This window comes from Rhodanobacter sp. UC4452_H20, from assembly GCF_052978205.1.
The window spans coordinates 2,186,356-2,201,795 of record NZ_CM129662.1; the positions used below are offsets into that span (position 1 = coordinate 2,186,356).

The 15,440-nt window shown below is 70.9% G+C and carries 15 protein-coding genes; 9 read left to right on the plus strand and 6 right to left on the minus strand.

The features are described from left to right. Positions 1–3 precede the first annotated feature (3 nt). The 9 genes from hlyD (at position 4) to ACVCMC_RS10355 (ending at position 10,079) form a co-directional block, all read left to right on the plus strand. Entirely contained in the window at positions 4–1,029 is a 1,026-nt protein-coding gene (hlyD, locus tag ACVCMC_RS10315; protein ID WP_447097197.1) for a secretion protein HlyD, read from the plus strand. Position 1,030: 1 nt separating this feature from the next. Then, positions 1,031–2,800, plus strand: a complete 1,770-nt coding sequence (locus tag ACVCMC_RS10320; RefSeq protein WP_447097198.1) for an ATP-binding cassette domain-containing protein — start codon at positions 1,031–1,033, stop codon at positions 2,798–2,800. Further along, entirely contained in the window at positions 2,797–3,963 is a 1,167-nt protein-coding gene (locus ACVCMC_RS10325) for an ABC transporter permease (protein WP_447097199.1), read from the plus strand. Before ACVCMC_RS10320 ends, ACVCMC_RS10325 begins: the two co-directional genes overlap by 4 nt. Before the next feature lie 5 nt (positions 3,964–3,968). After that, positions 3,969–5,087: an ABC transporter permease gene (locus ACVCMC_RS10330; protein WP_447097200.1), complete on the plus strand. Its 1,119-nt coding sequence runs from the start codon at positions 3,969–3,971 to the stop codon at positions 5,085–5,087. A gap of 30 nt (positions 5,088–5,117) precedes the next feature. Then, the gene (locus tag ACVCMC_RS10335) at positions 5,118–6,635 is read left to right on the plus strand and encodes an efflux transporter outer membrane subunit (RefSeq protein WP_447097201.1); all 1,518 of its coding nucleotides are present in this window, start codon (positions 5,118–5,120) and stop codon (positions 6,633–6,635) included. 85 nt (positions 6,636–6,720) lie between these two features. Next, positions 6,721–7,203, plus strand: a complete 483-nt coding sequence (locus tag ACVCMC_RS10340) for a hypothetical protein (RefSeq protein ID WP_447097202.1) — start codon at positions 6,721–6,723, stop codon at positions 7,201–7,203. A 72-nt stretch (positions 7,204–7,275) separates the two neighbouring features. Further along, complete coding sequence (locus ACVCMC_RS10345; protein ID WP_447097203.1) at positions 7,276–8,691, plus strand: MBL fold metallo-hydrolase RNA specificity domain-containing protein; 1,416 nt, start codon at positions 7,276–7,278, stop codon at positions 8,689–8,691. After that, positions 8,688–9,542, plus strand: a complete 855-nt coding sequence (locus ACVCMC_RS10350) for an LOG family protein (protein ID WP_447097204.1) — start codon at positions 8,688–8,690, stop codon at positions 9,540–9,542. Before ACVCMC_RS10345 ends, ACVCMC_RS10350 begins: the two co-directional genes overlap by 4 nt. A gap of 63 nt (positions 9,543–9,605) precedes the next feature. Continuing rightward, positions 9,606–10,079: a cytochrome c gene (locus ACVCMC_RS10355; protein ID WP_447097205.1), complete on the plus strand. Its 474-nt coding sequence runs from the start codon at positions 9,606–9,608 to the stop codon at positions 10,077–10,079. Between the two features lie 195 nt (positions 10,080–10,274). Here the strand turns inward: ACVCMC_RS10355 and ACVCMC_RS10360 are convergent, their stop codons facing one another. The 6 genes from ACVCMC_RS10360 to ACVCMC_RS10385 form a co-directional block, all read right to left on the minus strand. Beyond that, positions 10,275–10,697 carry an OsmC family protein gene (locus ACVCMC_RS10360; protein ID WP_447097206.1) on the minus strand — a complete coding sequence of 141 codons (423 nt, stop codon included), beginning with the start codon at positions 10,695–10,697 and terminating at the stop codon, positions 10,275–10,277. A 31-nt stretch (positions 10,698–10,728) separates the two neighbouring features. Further along, the gene (locus tag ACVCMC_RS10365; protein ID WP_447097207.1) at positions 10,729–12,108 is read right to left on the minus strand and encodes an ATP-binding protein; all 1,380 of its coding nucleotides are present in this window, start codon (positions 12,106–12,108) and stop codon (positions 10,729–10,731) included. Then, a complete protein-coding gene (locus ACVCMC_RS10370) occupies positions 12,105–12,779 on the minus strand; it encodes a winged helix-turn-helix domain-containing protein (RefSeq protein WP_447097208.1) in 675 nt (224 codons plus the stop codon). Before ACVCMC_RS10370 ends, ACVCMC_RS10365 begins: the two co-directional genes overlap by 4 nt. A 247-nt stretch (positions 12,780–13,026) precedes the next feature. Beyond that, on the minus strand, positions 13,027–13,545 hold the full coding sequence (locus ACVCMC_RS10375) for a cytochrome b/b6 domain-containing protein (protein ID WP_395116424.1): 519 nt from the start codon (positions 13,543–13,545) through the stop codon (positions 13,027–13,029). Between the two features lie 30 nt (positions 13,546–13,575). Further along, on the minus strand, positions 13,576–13,848 hold the full coding sequence (locus tag ACVCMC_RS10380; protein ID WP_056081726.1) for a PepSY domain-containing protein: 273 nt from the start codon (positions 13,846–13,848) through the stop codon (positions 13,576–13,578). Positions 13,849–13,914: 66 nt separating this feature from the next. Next, positions 13,915–15,333, minus strand: coding sequence for a diguanylate cyclase (locus ACVCMC_RS10385; RefSeq protein ID WP_447097209.1), 1,419 nt, complete (start codon positions 15,331–15,333; stop codon positions 13,915–13,917). Positions 15,334–15,440 lie beyond the last annotated feature (107 nt).

Sequence of the window (15,440 nt, forward strand, 5' to 3'; positions counted from 1 at the left end):
GCGATGAAAACTCCGAGCCTTCCCACTGGAAAAACCCGCTGGATCGCCATCGCCGTCATGGTGATCGCGCTGGGCGGCATCCTGGCGTTCTGGCTGCTGCGCGACCGCGGCAATCCGAACGTGCTGCGCCTGTACGGCAACGTCGACATCCGCGAGGTGGAGCTGGCCTTTCGTCAGTCCGGCCGCCTGACCCACATGGCCTTCGACGAAGGCGACACGGTTGCCGCCGGCGCGGTGATGGCGCAGCTCGACGCCACGCCTTACCGCGAGAAGCTGGCGGCGGCCGAAGCCGAGCTCCAGGCCGCGCAGGCCCAGCTGGACAAGCTGCACCGCGGCAACCGCCCGCAGGAAATCGCCCAGGCGCGCGAGCACGTGCGCCAGGCGCAGGCAAGCGCCACCGAGGCCGAGCGCAACTTCAAGCGCCAGGACACCTTGCTCAAGTCTGGCGCCAGCAGCCAGCGCGCCGCTGACGCCGCGCGCGCCGCGCGCGACCAGTCCGCCGCCAGCCTGGCCGCGGCGCAGGCTGCGCTGTCGCTGGCCAGCGCCGGCTTCCGCAGCGAGGACATCGCCGCTGGCAAGGCACGCGTCGCCGCGGCCGAGGCCGCCCTGACCCAGGCGCGCACCGCAGTGGCCGATGCGACGTTGGTCACGCCCAGCAACGGCGTCGTGATTGCCCGCGTGCGCGAACCGGGCAGCATGGTGGCCAGCGGCATGCCGGTGTACAGCCTGAGCCTGCGCGATCCGGTGTACCTGCGCGCGTATGTCGGCGAAGCGGACCTGGGCCGTATCGCACCGGGCACCAAGGTGCGCGTGCACACCGATTCCTCGGCCACCGTCTATCACGGCCAGGTCGGCTTCATCTCGCCGCGTGCGGAATTCACCCCGAAGACGGTGGAGACCGCCGACCTGCGCACCGACCTGGTCTACCGCCTGCGCGTGGTGGTGTCCGACGCCGACGAGGGCCTGCGCCAAGGCATGCCGGTGACGGTCGACGTCGACACCGCCAGCCAGCCCGCGCGGGGGCACTGAGATGGGTCCGCAGCCTGCCAGCGTTGCCTCGCAACCCGGCAAGCACGATGCCGCGGTGGTGATCGACGGCGTCGGCAAGCGCTTCGGCGAGGTCCAGGCGCTGCGCGGCCTCAGCGCCACGATCCGCTACGGCCGCCTCACCGGCCTGGTCGGCCCCGACGGCGCCGGCAAGACCACGCTGATGCGGATCATGACCGGCCTGCTGGTCCCCGACGCCGGCAGCGTCGCCCTGGCCGGCTTCGACGTGGTGAAGGACAACGACGCCATCCACGTCGCCAGCGGCTACATGCCGCAGCGCTTCGGCCTGTACGAAGACCTCTCGGTGATGGAGAACATGCGCCTGTACGCGCGGCTGCGCGGCATGGACGCAGACCGCCACACCGACCTGTTCGCCGAACTGCTCGAGTTCACCCGACTCGGGCCCTTCACCACGCGTCTGGCCGGCAAGCTCTCCGGTGGCATGAAGCAGAAGCTCGGCCTGGCCTGCGCGCTGATGGCGCGGCCCAAGGTGCTGCTGCTGGACGAGCCGGGGGTGGGCGTCGACCCGGTCAGCCGGCAGGATCTGTGGCGCATGGTGCAGGCGCTGACCGACGAGGGCATGGCGGTGGTCTGGTCCACCGCCTACCTCGACGAGGCAGAGCGCTGCGAGAGCGTGCTGCTGCTGAACCAGGGACAGCTGCTGTTCGACGGGCCGCCGCAGGAACTGACCGCGCAGCTCGAAGGTCGCAGCTTCCGCCTCGAGAACGTCGGCGCCGAGCGCCGCGCGGTACTGACCGAGGCGCTCGACCTGCCCAGCGTGAGCGATGGCGTGATCCAGGGCGCCGGCGTGCGCGTGGTGCTGCGCGCAGGCGCCGGCGCGCAGCAGGTGCAGGCGCTGGCCGAGCGCTCGTGGGTGGAACTGGCGCCGGTACCGGCGCGCTTCGAGGACGCCTTCATCGACCTGCTCGGCGGCGGCCCCGGCGGCACCTCGACCTTGGCCGAGCGGCTGCCGCCGGTCGAACTGGGCTCCGACATAGCCGTCTCCTGCCGCCACCTCACCAAGCGCTTCGGCGCCTTCACCGCCACCGACGACGTCAGCTTCGAGGTGCACAAGGGCGAGATCTTCGGCCTGCTCGGTCCCAACGGCGCCGGCAAATCGACCACCTTCAAGATGCTGTGCGGCCTGCTCAAGCCGAGCGCGGGCGAGGCGCACGTGGTGGGCCTCGACCTGCGCCGCGCCACCGGCGCGGCCAAGAGCCGCCTCGGCTACATGGCGCAGAAGTTCTCGCTCTACGGCCTGCTCTCGGTACGGCAGAACCTGGAGTTCTCGGCCGGCGTGTACCAGCTGGAAGGCGACACGCGACGCCAGCGCATCGAGGAGATGATTGCCACCTTCGATCTCGGCGGCTGGCTGTCCGCCACGCCCGACTCGCTGCCGCTCGGGCACAAGCAGCGCCTGGCGCTGGCCTGTTCGCTGATGCACCGCCCGCCCGTGCTGTTCCTGGACGAGCCCACCTCGGGCGTGGACCCGATCACCCGGCGCGAGTTCTGGACCCACATCAACGGGCTGGCACGCAAAGGCGTGACCATCATGGTCACCACCCACTTCATGGACGAGGCCGAATACTGCGACCGGGTGGCCATGCTCTCGCGTGCGCGCCTGATCGCGCTGGACACGCCCGACGCGCTCAAGCGCATGGCGATCACCCCGCAGCGGCCGGACCCGACCATGGAGGATGCCTTCATCCATCTGGTGGAATCGGCCGAACGCGAAACGGAGGCGGCCGCATGAACGCCGCCAGGCACAAACTCGGGGATGGCGCGCTGCCGGCCGGCTCGCGGCGTTTCGACCGGCGGCGGCTGATGGCCCTGGTGGTCAAGGAAAGCCATCAGGCCTTGCGCGACCCCTCGACGCTGCTGATCGCGTTCGTGCTGCCGGTGGTGCTGCTGTTGCTGTTCGCCTATGCGGTGTCGCTGGACGCCAAACAGGTGCGCGTCGGCGTGGTGCTGGAATCTCCCGGCGCCTCCGCGCAGTCCCTGGCCGCGGCTTTTTCGGGCACCCGTTTCCTCGACGTGCATTTCGCGCACGACCGGCGCGAGGTGGCCGACCAGCTGGTCTCCGGCGCGCTGCGCGGCTACGTGGTGATCCCGCAGGATTTCGAGCAGCGCCTGGCCCGGCGCGGCCGCGAGCCGCTGGTGCAGATCATCACCGACGGCTCCTACCCCAACACCGCCAACTACGTGGAGAACTACGCCCGTGGCGTGGTGCAGTCGTGGCGCGCCGGGCGCGGCGCCGCCTCGCCCGCGCAGGCCGTGGCGCTGGAGCCGCGCTACTGGTTCAACCCCGAGCTGGAAAGCCGCCGCGCGCTGATCCCCGGCGCCATCGCCATCGTCATGACCATCATCGGCACCATGCTCACGGCGCTGGTGGTGGCGCGCGAGTGGGAGCGCGGCACGATGGAGGCGGTGCTGTCCACGCCCGCGTCGGTGGTCGAGATCCTGATCGGCAAGCTCCTGCCCTATTTCGTGCTCGGCATGCTGTCCACGCTGGGCGCCGCGGCGCTGGCGGTGTACGCCTTCGGTGTGCCGCTGCGCGGCTCGCTGGCGGCGTTGCTGCTGTTGTCGGCGGTGTTCATGGTGCCGGCGCTGGGGCAGGGTCTGCTGATCTCGTCGCTGGCGCGCAACCAGTTCCTGGCGGCACAGATTGCACTGTTCACCGGCTTCCTGCCGGCCTTCATGCTGTCGGGCTTTTTGTACGAGATCGACGCCATGCCGGCGCCGATCCGCGCCGTCACCCATCTGATCCCGGCGCGCTATTTCGTCGAATCGCTGAAGACGGTGTTCCTCGCCGGCGACATCTGGGCGGTATTCGTGCCCAACCTGCTGGCCATGGCGGCCATCGGCGCGGTGTTCTTCGTGCTGGCCAAGCGCGCCACGCGCAAGAACCTGGAGTAGCGCCCATGTCCGGCTCCCTGCTCAGCTTCACCCGCCTGCGCGCGCAGTTCGTCAAGGAAATCCTGAGCATCCTGCGCGACCCGCGCAGCCGCATGGTGGTATTCGTGCCGCCGATCCTGCAGCTGCTGGTGTTCGCCTTCGCCGCCACGCTCGAAGTGCGCAACGTCGATATCGCCGTCTACAACCAGGACGCCGGCCGCTGGTCGCTCGAGCTGATGCAGCGGCTGGACAGCGCCCGCTTCATCAGCCACGTCCGGCACGCGGACAGCCAGCGGCAGCTGCACGAACTGATCGACCGCGGCGAGATCATCGCGGCGCTGGCCATCCCGGCGGATTTCTCGCGCACGATCGCCGCCGGCGGCAGCGGCCGTGCGCAGGTGCTGGTCGACGGCCGGCGCAGCAACTCCGGCCAGATCACCGTGGCCTATCTCTCGACCATCGCCGCCGAAGTCGGCGCCGCCGTCGTGCCGGGCACGCAGGCGCCGACGCCGGTGGTCGTGCGCCACTGGTTCAACCCGAACCTGGTCTACCGCTGGTTCATCGTGCCGGGCCTGACCGGCATCCTGGCGCTGTTCAGCGCGCTCTTGATCACCTCGCTGTCGATCGCGCGCGAGCGCGAGCTGGGCACGTTCGACCAGTTGCTGGTATCGCCCACTTCGACGCCGGAAATCATCATTTCCAAATCGCTGCCGGCACTGGCGATCGGCACCTTGCTCGGCCTGTTCATGATCAGCGCCGGCGTGTTCCTGTTCGGCATCCCCTTTACCGGCTCGTTCGCCCTGCTGCTGGCGAGCCTGATGCTGTTCATCCTGTCGGTGGTCGGCATCGGACTGATGATTTCCGCGGTCAGCGCGACGCAGCAGCAGGCCATCCTCGGCGCCTTCGCCATCGGCGTGCCGGCGGTGCTGATGTCGGGCTTCGCCACGCCGGTGGAGAACATGCCGGTGGCGCTGCAATGGATGGCGCAGGCCATCCCGCTCACCCACTTCCTGGTCATCGTCGAAGGCACCTTCCTCAAGGCGATGCCGGCGGCGGACGTCCTCGCCAACCTCTGGCCGCTGGCGGTGATCGCGCTGGTCACGCTGACCCTGGCCACGGCGCTGGTGCGCAGCCGCCTGCAGTGACCACCCCAAGCCATGCATGAAGGAGTTGCCATGACCCGCTCATCGAATCGCCGCTACGGCGCACCACGCGCGGCAGCCATCGCGCTGGGCACGCTGCTGCTCGGCGCGTGCGCGGCAGGCCCCGACTACCGCGGGCCGCCGAAGGTGGACACCGGCCGCGGCTGGACGCAGCCGGTCGCCGGCGCGCAAGCACCGACTGGCCTGTCGACCTGGTGGACGACGCTGGGCGACCCGACGCTGGACCGGCTGGTCGCCACCGCGCTGTCGGACAATCCCGACCTGCGCCAGGCGCTGGCGCGCATCGCCGAGGAACGCGCCCTGCGCGATCGCGCGGCCGGCGGTTACGCGCCGACCGTCGGCGCTGGCGCCAGCGTGACCCGGCGCCGGCAGAGCAAGAACGGTCCGCTGCCGATCGGCGCCATTCCCGGACTGGCGCGGGACCAGACCATCCACGACGCCGGCTTCGACGCCGGCTGGGAGATTGACCTTTTCGGCGCCACCCGGCGCGCCGTGCAGAGCGCCGCGGCCAGCATGCAGGCCGCGCAGGAGGATGCCGCCGGCGTACGCATCAGCGTCGCCGCGGAAGTGGCGCGCAGCTACCTTACCCTGCGCGGCGCGCAACGCGAGCTGGCCGCGCGCGAAGCTTCGGTGCAGGCGCTCGCGCAGGCGGCGGACCTGGTCGGCCAACGCTTCCGTGCGGGCGACGCGGCGCAGGCCGATGTCGATGCCGCGCAGGCGCGGCTGGACGCCGCCTCAGCCGGCCTGCCTGCCATCCAGGCGCGCGCGCGTGCCGCGGCGCTGGGCCTGGGCGTGTTGCTGGGTGCGCCACCCGAGCGCGAGCTGGCCCTGCTCGATACCGCCGCGGCACCGATCACGCTGGCGCCGATCCCGGTCGGCCAGCGCGCCGACATCCTGCGCCGCCGGCCGGATGTGCGTGCGGCCGAGCGACGCCTGGCCGCACGCACTGCCGACATCGGCGTGGCGACGGCGGAGCTGTTCCCGAAGCTGTCGATCGGCGCCAGCGGCGGCTTCCAGGCGCTGCAGGCGGGCCAGCTGTTCGACTCGGCCAGCCAGCGCTTCTCGATCATGCCGCTGATCTCCTGGCGCGTGTTCGATGGCGGCCGCGTGCGCGCGCAGATCCGAGCCAGCGAGGCACGCGAGCAGCAGGCCGCGCTCGCCTACGAGAAGGCCGTGCTGACCGCGCTGGGCGACGCGGAGCGCGCGCTCGGCGACTACCGGCTCGGCGTGGAGGCGGTACGGCTGCAGCGGACCGCCCTCGAGGCCGCGCGGCGCAGCTACGCCCACGCGCAGGCACGCTACGCCGCCGGCGACATCGCGCTGACCGACCTGCTGGCCGAAGAGCGCGTGCTGCGCGACGCCGAGGACGGCTATGCGCGCACGCATACCGCTGCCGCCGTCGACCTGGTGGCGCTGTTCAAGGCGCTGGGCGGCGGCTGGGACCCCGCCGCCGGCGATGCCGGCAGCCGCAGCCAGGGCAAGGCCGCGCCGCGGTCGCCGGCACGGCAGGAGGTGCCGCCCCATGGGTGACAGGCAACCGCGACACCTGCGCGGATACTGCCGGCGCCGCGACGGTGTACGCCGGACGGACGGCCATTCGCAAAGGACCCTGCTCGTGCCCTTGCTGCTCACGGCGCTGGCCGGGGCCCCGCCCTCCTTCGCGCAGGCGGTGGCCGGCGACGCGCACTACGCCGAAGCTACCGCCCGGCGCCAGCTCCAGCTCGACCACGGCCAGCGCTGGCCTGCCGATGCCGCGTTGCGCGAAGGCATGCGGCGCATCCGCGCCGTCGCACTGTGGATGCAGCAGGCGCAGGCCGAGGGTTCGCTGTCGGCCCGGCAATCCCGCGCCGCCACCGCATCGATCGAGGACAGCGTGGCCGCCATCGTCGACCACCCTCCGCGCGGCGACGGCGTGGACGCCAACCTGCGCCTGCTGCTCGGCCGCGTGCTCGCCGCCGACGGGTTGCCGCAACTGCTCGACGCGCTCGAACTGTACCCGCGCTACTTCGCGGACCCGGACTGGCAGCCGCTGACAGCCAACCCAGCCGCCGACCGGGGATCACCCGACCAGGCATCCACCCAGGCCACGCCACCCTGACCGCCCGATCGCCGGCTACCACCGGGCAGCCTTGCCGCCGGCGCGACTGAACGAATCCGGAGAACCGCCTCCATGCAGATCACCTTTCTCGGCGCCGCCCGCGAGGTCACCGGCTCATGCTTCCTGGTGGAGACCGCAACGACGAGCTTCCTGGTCGACTGCGGCATGTTCCAGGGCGGACGCGAAGCCGCCCGGCGCAACCAGCAAGCGTTCGGGTTCGAACCGTCGACGATCGATTTCGTCCTGCTGACGCACGCGCATATCGACCACAGCGGCCTGCTGCCGAAACTGACGCGCGCCGGCTTCCGCGGCACGATCCATGCCACCGCCGCCACCGCCGACCTGCTGCAGGTGATGTTGCCGGACAGCGCCCACATCCAGGAAATGGAGGCGCTGCGCGCGCAGCGTGGCGCCCGCGGCGCGCGCGACGCGCAGGCCATCGTCGCACCGCTGTACACCCTGCGCGACGCCGACGCCTGCCTGCGCCAAGTGCAGCCCCACGGCTACGGGCGCGAGTTGCGGCCACACGCGGATGTCCGCTGCCGCTTCCGCGATGCCGGCCACATCCTGGGTTCGGCGATCCTCGAGGTCTGGATCAGCGAAGGCGAGCGGACCACCAAGCTGGTGTTCAGCGGCGACCTCGGGCAACCCGGCCGGGCGATCCTGCGCGACCCGACGCCGATCGCCGAAGCGGATCTGCTGTTCGTCGAATCGACCTACGGCGACCGCCTGCACAAGGAACTTGCCGCCACCCAGGACGAGCTGGTCGGGGTGGTCGAGCGCACCCTTGCCCGCGGCAACGTGATCGTGCCGGCCTTCGCGGTGGGCCGCACCCAGGAGGTGCTCTACCACCTGCACCGGCTGAGCCGGGACGGAAGGTTGCGCGACCTGCGCATCTTCGTCGACTCGCCGATGGCCGCCGAGGCCACCCGGATCACCCGGCGACACCTGGACCTGTTCGACGAGAACGCCACCCGCCTCGCCCACTGGCACGCGCTCGGCAAGGATCTGCCCTATCTCGACTTCACCGCCAGCGTGGAGGAATCCATCGCGCTCAACCATATCCGCTCCGGCGCCATCATCATCTCCGCCAGTGGCATGTGCACCGCCGGCCGCATCAAGCACCACCTGCGGCACAACCTCGGGCGGGCCGAATGCAGCGTGCTGATCACCGGCTTCCAGGCCCAGGGCACGCTGGGCCGGCGGCTGGTAGACGGCGCCAGCCAGGTGCGGATCTTCGGCGAGGACATCCCGGTGCGCGCCTCGGTCCATACCGTCGGCGGCTTGTCCGCGCATGCCGACCGGCACGCGCTGCTGGCCTGGGCCGCCGGCTTCGCGCGGGCGCCGGCGCAGACCTTCGTGGTGCATGGCGAGGAGACGGCGGCGCAGGCGCTGGCCAGCGGGCTGCGTGTGCGCCCCGGCTGGAACGTGACCGTCCCTGCGGCGGGCCAGCAGGTGCACTGGCACGGCAGCGGAGTCCCGGCATGAACGGCAGCGACGAGAGCAAGCGGCGGCAAGAGGCGATCGTGCACGGCGAGGCCTACCGGCTGGCGCAGGAAGACGTCGCGTTCCTCGCCAGCGACGAGCTGCGCGGCGTGCGCCTGCAACTGGAACTGCTCAAGCCGGAAATCGCGCTGCACGGACACGCCATCCGTTCCACTGTCGTGGTCCTCGGCAGCTCACGCACCTGTTCGCCCGAGCAGGCCCAGGCCGACGTGGTGCGGCTCGCGGCCCACGCGCAGGCCCATCCGGACGAGCCGGAGCTGGCGCGCGAACTCGCCGCCGCCCGCCGCCGGCTGGCCGGCGCCCGCTACTACGAGGAAGCGCGCCGCTTCGCGGAAATCGTCTCGTGCCGTTTCCAGTGCGAGGGTCGCCGCGATTTCGTGGTGGTGACCGGCGGCGGGCCGGGCATCATGGAAGCGGCCAACCGCGGCGCCTGCGAGGCGGGCGCCCGCTCGATCGGACTCAACATCACGCTGCCGCACGAACAGCGGCCCAACAGCTGGATCACCCCGGAGCTGGCCTTCCGCTTCCATTATTTCGCCGTGCGCAAGATGCACTTCATGCTTCGCGCGAAGGCGCTCGTCGCTTTTCCCGGCGGCTTCGGCACGCTGGACGAATTGTTCGAAGTGCTGACCCTGGTGCAAACCGGCAAGATGCCGCGTCTGCCGATCGTGCTGGTCGGCGGCGCCTTCTGGCGCCGCGCCTGCGACCTCGAGTTCCTGGTCGAACAGGGCATGCTCGACCCCCACGACACCGAACTGCTCAGCGTGGTGGAAAACGCCGAACAGGCCGTGGCTGCCATCCATGCGTTCTACGGCGGCGAACCGCCGGCCTGAGCGCGGCCAGCGCGACCGGCGCCATGCCGATGCCCAACATCCAACCCCCGAAGGAGACCGCCCATGCCTTTCACGCCACGCACCACGATGCCCCATGCCGCCGCCGTCGCCCTGCTGGCGCTGCTGGCCGGCAGTCTGCCGCCGCCGGCCAGTGCGGCCGATACGCCGAAGCAGGCCACGCCGCTGGCGCTGACCACGATCATGCAGGACTTGGGCAAGGACATGCAGGGCGTCACCGACGGCATCGCGCGCGAGGACTGGCCGGCGGTGGCGCAACGGGCCGCGCGCATCGCCGACCATCCGCAACCGCCGCTGGCGGAGAAGCTGCGCATCCTCGCCTTCATGGGCAAGGACGCCGGCCACTTCCGCGACTACGACCGCCAGGCCCACGACGCCGCGCAGCAGCTGGCACAGGCCGCACAACGGCAGGACGGCTCTGCGACGATCGCGGCGTTCGCCAACGTGCAGGGCGCCTGCCTGGGCTGCCACCGGCAATTCCGCCAGCCGTTCCGCGAGCACTTCCACGGTCAACGCTGAGCGGCCCGCACGAGCCCTGTCCACCGCCATGCCGGCGACGCTGCTGGCCGGTTGCCCGGCCGGACCGGCCGCAGGCCGCCGACGACGCAGCAAACAGACGTCCATACGGCCGAACTCGTTACGCTGTCGACCGTGGTTGCCGCCGGCGGCACCGGGCGACCGAGCGCAGGACAACAACGGCGACGGGTCCGCGCTTCAGCCGGCCCGTCGCAGCACGCCGGCGAGACGGGTACCCGGCGCCACCGTGTTGAACACGGTGCCGTATTTGCGCACGTTGTCGTGCAGCAGAGCCAGCCGCTGCTCGCTCTCGTCGCTGTCCACCAGGATCTCGTAGTCGATCGATTCCAGCCGTGGCGGCACGTCCTGGCGCACGCCGTGCACGCGCACCTCGACCCCGCGCCACTGGAACTTCAGTATCGGCGTGACCCGCTCGATGCTCTTGATCATGCAGGCCGACAAGGCGGCCAGCAGCAGTTCGGCCGGGTTGAACGCATCGAGGCGACCGGACAGAGCCGTGTCCAGCGACAGTTCGGCGCTCTTGCAGCGGGCGACGCTGCCGTGGGCATCGAGGCGATGGGCAATGACGTGGAAGCTCAGCTTGCCAGCGGGTTCGGTCATGGGAGTTCTCCGGAATGAGACGGCCGATGGATCAAACGTAGCCGGGCGCATGCGCCGCGTCGGTTGCCACGCGCGGCAGGCTGAAACTGACTTGCGCGCCGCCCAGCGCGGAGCGGCCGAAGGCCAGCTCGCCGTGGTGCAGGCGGGCGATCGCCCAGGCGATCGACAGCCCCAGGCCGCTGCCCTCGCCGATGCTGCCTTCGGGGCGGTGGAAACGCTCGCCCAGTCGTGCCACGGCGGCGTCCGCGAAGCCGCCGCCGTTGTCGTTCACCTCCAGCGTCACCTGTTCGTCGCGTCCGCCGACACGCACGTTCACCTGGCCGTGCTCGGGCACGTGGCGCAGCGCGTTGTCCAGCAGGTTCTGCACCAGGATGTCGAGCAGGCTGCGGCTGCCCAGCACGAAATCGTTGCCGTCGTGGTCCAGCGACAGCTCGATGGAACGTGCCGCCGCGCGCTCGCTGGCGTCGCGCAAGGCCGCTTCGGCCACGCTCGCCAGGCGCAGCGGGCCGGCGTCGGCCAGCTCGGCCAGCTTCTCGACCCGCGCCAGCATCAGCAGCTGGGCCACCAGTCGCTGCATGCGGTCCAGCGCCTCCTGCGCGCGCTGCAGGTGCTGCGCGCGCGCGGGCACATCGTCGCCGCGCCCGGCCAGGTCCAGTTCCAGCCGCAGCGCTGCCAGCGGGTGGCGCAATTCGTGCGCGGCGTCGGCGGTGAAGCGGCGCTCGTGTTCCAGGCTGCGCCGCAGGCGATCGACCAGCTTGTCGATCGCCTCGGTGAACGGCGCCAGTTCGACCGGCACCCGCGCGTCGGTGAGCGAGGCGGCGGCCGGATCGGCGCCGGCGGAAAGGCCGCGCGCCAGCCGGCGCAGCGGTTTCAGCCCGCTGCGCAAACCGGCGAACACGATCGGCGGCACCAGCACCAGCAGCGCGAGCAAGGCCAGCAGCGCCGGCGCCAGCAGCTTGCGCAGCAGCTCGTCGCGCTCGTCCAGCGGCGCGCCGACCTGGACCCAGTACCGATGCTGCGCATCCCAGCGCTGGAACACCCGCCAGCGTCGGTCGTCGTGCACGACCGAATGGAAATGCGCGTCGCCCGGATCGAAACGCAGCAGCGGCAGCTCGGCGCTCTCGACCAGCAGTTCGCCGCGCGCATCGCGCAGCACGATGGCCGGGCGCTGGGCGGTGTCGTCCGAGTCGAGCAGCGGCTTGTCCGGCAGGCGCACCGCGCCGACGCGGGCGACGTCGTCGGGCATCACCGCAAACACGCTGGCGGCGGTGCGCACCAGCATCTGGTCGAAGATCTCGTCGACCTCGTGCAGGCTGCGCCAGGCCAGCCAGCCGGCGGCGGCGCACCACACCAGCACGATGCCGGCCAGCAGCCGCAGCACCAGCCGCCGGTTGAGCGAGGGGCGGATCACGCGGCGACCCCGCCGGGCGGATTGATGGCATAGCCGATGCCGCGCAAGGTGCGAATCCAGCCCGGTCCCAGCTTGTGGCGCAGGTGATGGATGTGCACTTCCACCGCGTTGCTGGCCACTTCGCGGTCCCAGCCGTACAGCGCGTCTTCCAGTTGCTCGCGGGAATACGCCCGCCCGGGATGGCGCACCAGCATTTCCAGCAACGCGTACTCGCGGGCGGTCAGCTCCAGCGGCGCGTCGGCAAGCGTGGCGCTGCGCGCGGCCGGGGTGACTTCCAGCGCGCCCACGCGGATCGCCGGCTCGACCTGGCCGTCGGCCCGCCGCAGCAAGGCGCGCAGGCGGGCGGCCAGTTCGTCCAGATGCACCGGCTTGACCACGTAATCGTCGGCGCCGGCATCCAGCCCGGCGACGCGGTCGGCCAGTTCGTCGCGCGCGGTCAGCAGCAGCACCGGGGTGGCGTCCTGGCGGCGGCGCATGTCGGCGATGATCGCCGGGCCGCTGCTGCGCGGCAGGTTCCAGTCGAGTATCGCGGCGGCATACGCGGTGTCGCTCAGGGCGGCAGCCGCCTGGGTGCCGTCGGTGATCCAGTCCACCGCATGGCCGAGCTGGCGCAGGCCGTCGGCCAGCGCCTGCCCCAGTGCCCGGTCGTCTTCGGCTAGCAGGATGCGCATGGCCTCATTCTTGTCGCGGGATCAGGCCGCTCACTTGACTTGCAGCAATTGGCGCCGCTTTTTCGCCGGCTGCGGCATCCTGCCCTATGAGCCTGTCGGGCTTTGGCTGGCCGGGCTGCAAATCCGACTGCGCGGTCCATATTTCCGTCGATTCTTGCGCCATGGAACCACCATGGCGCGGCGAACCGGCGAAAATCTGTCCTCGCGCAGCCAGATTTTCGCCTCGACCAGCCAAAGCCCGACAGGCTCATGGCGCGCGCTTGCGGCCGTGGATCATCGCGGCGACCAGGTTCTCGCCGTAATGCACGCTCTCGCCCACCGCGGCCAGCACGTGCAGCACGACCAGTCCCAGCACGCCGTAGGCCAGCGCTTCGTGCAGCTCCTCCAGCCAGCCCTCCCCGAAGAATCGGTCGGTGGTCTGCAGCCAGCCGGTGACGCCGACCAGCAGCACGCCAACGAGCAGGGCCAGGATCATCACGGCGGCCGCCGGGTTGTGCCCGAGCTGCCGCCGCGAGCGCCCGGCCAGGCGCTCGCGCAGGTAATCGCGCAGCCGGCGCGGGCCGGGCACCCAGTCGGCGAAGCGCGCGTGCCGCGTGCCGACCCAGCCCCACACGAAACGCACCGCGAGCAGGGCCAGCACGGCGTAGCCGATCCCGCGGTGGACCAGCTCGCCGTCCTCGGTGAAAAAGTTGGCGAGGAACAAGCCCGCCAGCGACCAGTGAAACAGGCGGACCAGCGGGTCCCACACTTTGACCATCGCGTTCATGGCTTGTCCTCGCTAGGGGTCAGGTGACGATCAACCGCCCTTCTTCTTGACGATGCGGCCGTCGGTGGGGTCGAAGTAGATCTCCACGTTCTTGCCGGCCTTGTCCTTGCCGTAGATCTCGTAGCAATTGCCCGAGACCTGGAACACCTTGATGGTGTAGCCCTGGTCGAGCACCTTCTGCTTCATCGCCGCTTCGGTCAGCCACTGCGCACGCGGTGCGCTGGTGCATTGCGGTGCGGCGAAGGCGGACGCCGACAGGACGGCGGCGGCGAGGAACAACGGGGCGATGACGATGCGTTTCATGGTGCGTCTCCGGTATCGGCAGGATTGCCTTGGGGAGCATTGCAACCGGGAAGGCTTACGTGGGTCTTAAGGACCCAGGGCGGCGCGCGGGTAGGTTCCTGCGCGCGACGCCGGCGGCAGCGCGAGGGCCACCACACGGTCGCGTCCCCCGCGTTTGGCATCGTAGAGCGCGGAGTCGGCGCGCCGGATCAGATCCTCCGCGGCGTCGCCAGCGACCGCCTGCGCCACGCCGATGCTGACCGTCACCTTGCGATGCGGCCACGCGAAATCGCGGAACGCGTCGAGCAGGCGCGCCGCCACCTCGCCGGCGCCGCTCAAGTCGGTACCCGGCAACAGCAGCACGAACTCCTCGCCGCCGTAGCGCGCGGCCATGTCCGCCGGGCGCAGCGCCGCGCGCAGCAGGTGGCCGGTGATGCGCAGCACCTGGTCGCCGGCCAGGTGGCCGAAGTCGTCGTTGAAGGTCTTGAAGCGGTCCAGATCGAGCATCAGCAGCGAGAACGTCGTGTCGTGCTCGCGCTGCCCGCGCAGCAGGCCGGCCAGCGCCTCGTCGAGCGCGCGCCGGTTGGGCAGCCCGGTGAGGATGTCGGTGCCGGCATCGTTGCGCAACGCGATGCTTTCGCGGCGCTGGCGTTCCAGCTTGTCGAACAGGTTGGCCACCCACCACACCAGCCCGGCCACCGCGCCGCCGCTGAACAGGGCCACGAACACGAAGGCCAGCGCTTCGGGCAGGCCCAGCCAGGACTGCAGCAACTCGAACACGAACGCGAACACCGCCGGCAGCAGCAAGGCCGGCAGCAGCAGCCGCCGCGCCAGGGCGCCGCCCAGCGTGTCGGCGGTGGCCACGCGGGTCAGCCCGAGCGTGGGCGAGGCGCACAGCCAGCCGAGCGTCGCCAGCAGCAGCAACAAAGTGGAGTGCAGCGGCATGCGCCCGAACGGCGTGGCGCCCTTGCCGGCCAGCGCAATGCCATAGGAGGCCAGCCCGCTCATCGCGATGACCAACGCGACCAGGGCCAGCGCGTCGCGCAGGCGCGGCCAGCGTTGCGCCGGCAGCAGGCCCAGCGCACCGAGCAGCACGAAGCCCGCCGCAACCGGTTCGGCCATGCGCCCGGAGTCGCGAGCCGACAGCTCGCCAAGCAGGCGATCGATACGCAAGTCGACCAGCCACAGATACTCCGCCAGAGTCGCCGCGCCGAGCGCCAGCACGCCCAACGACAGCCAGCGGCCCATGCCGGACCACGACGGCACCGGATGGTGGCTGAGCAGCAGCGAGCCTCCGCACAACACGAATCCGACCGCCGCAGTCGCGCTCATCGCCGGCTGTCCCGGCCACATCGTGGTCAGCAGCGGACGCTGCGACCACCAGCCGGCCAGCACGATCAGCGCGGCCCCGCAGACCAGCAGCGCAGATGCACGCGAGAAGCTCAGGAACCCCCGTACGACAGCGAGATCGTGATGGAACGGCACGGTGAACATCGTCACCCCCATACTCCGGCGAGCCTTCCGCAAGCTCGGCAGTACGCCGGCACCGGACCGACCATGGCATAGTCGGCAGGCACCCGATTTGACGACGATCAATCCGACGACTGGCCTGG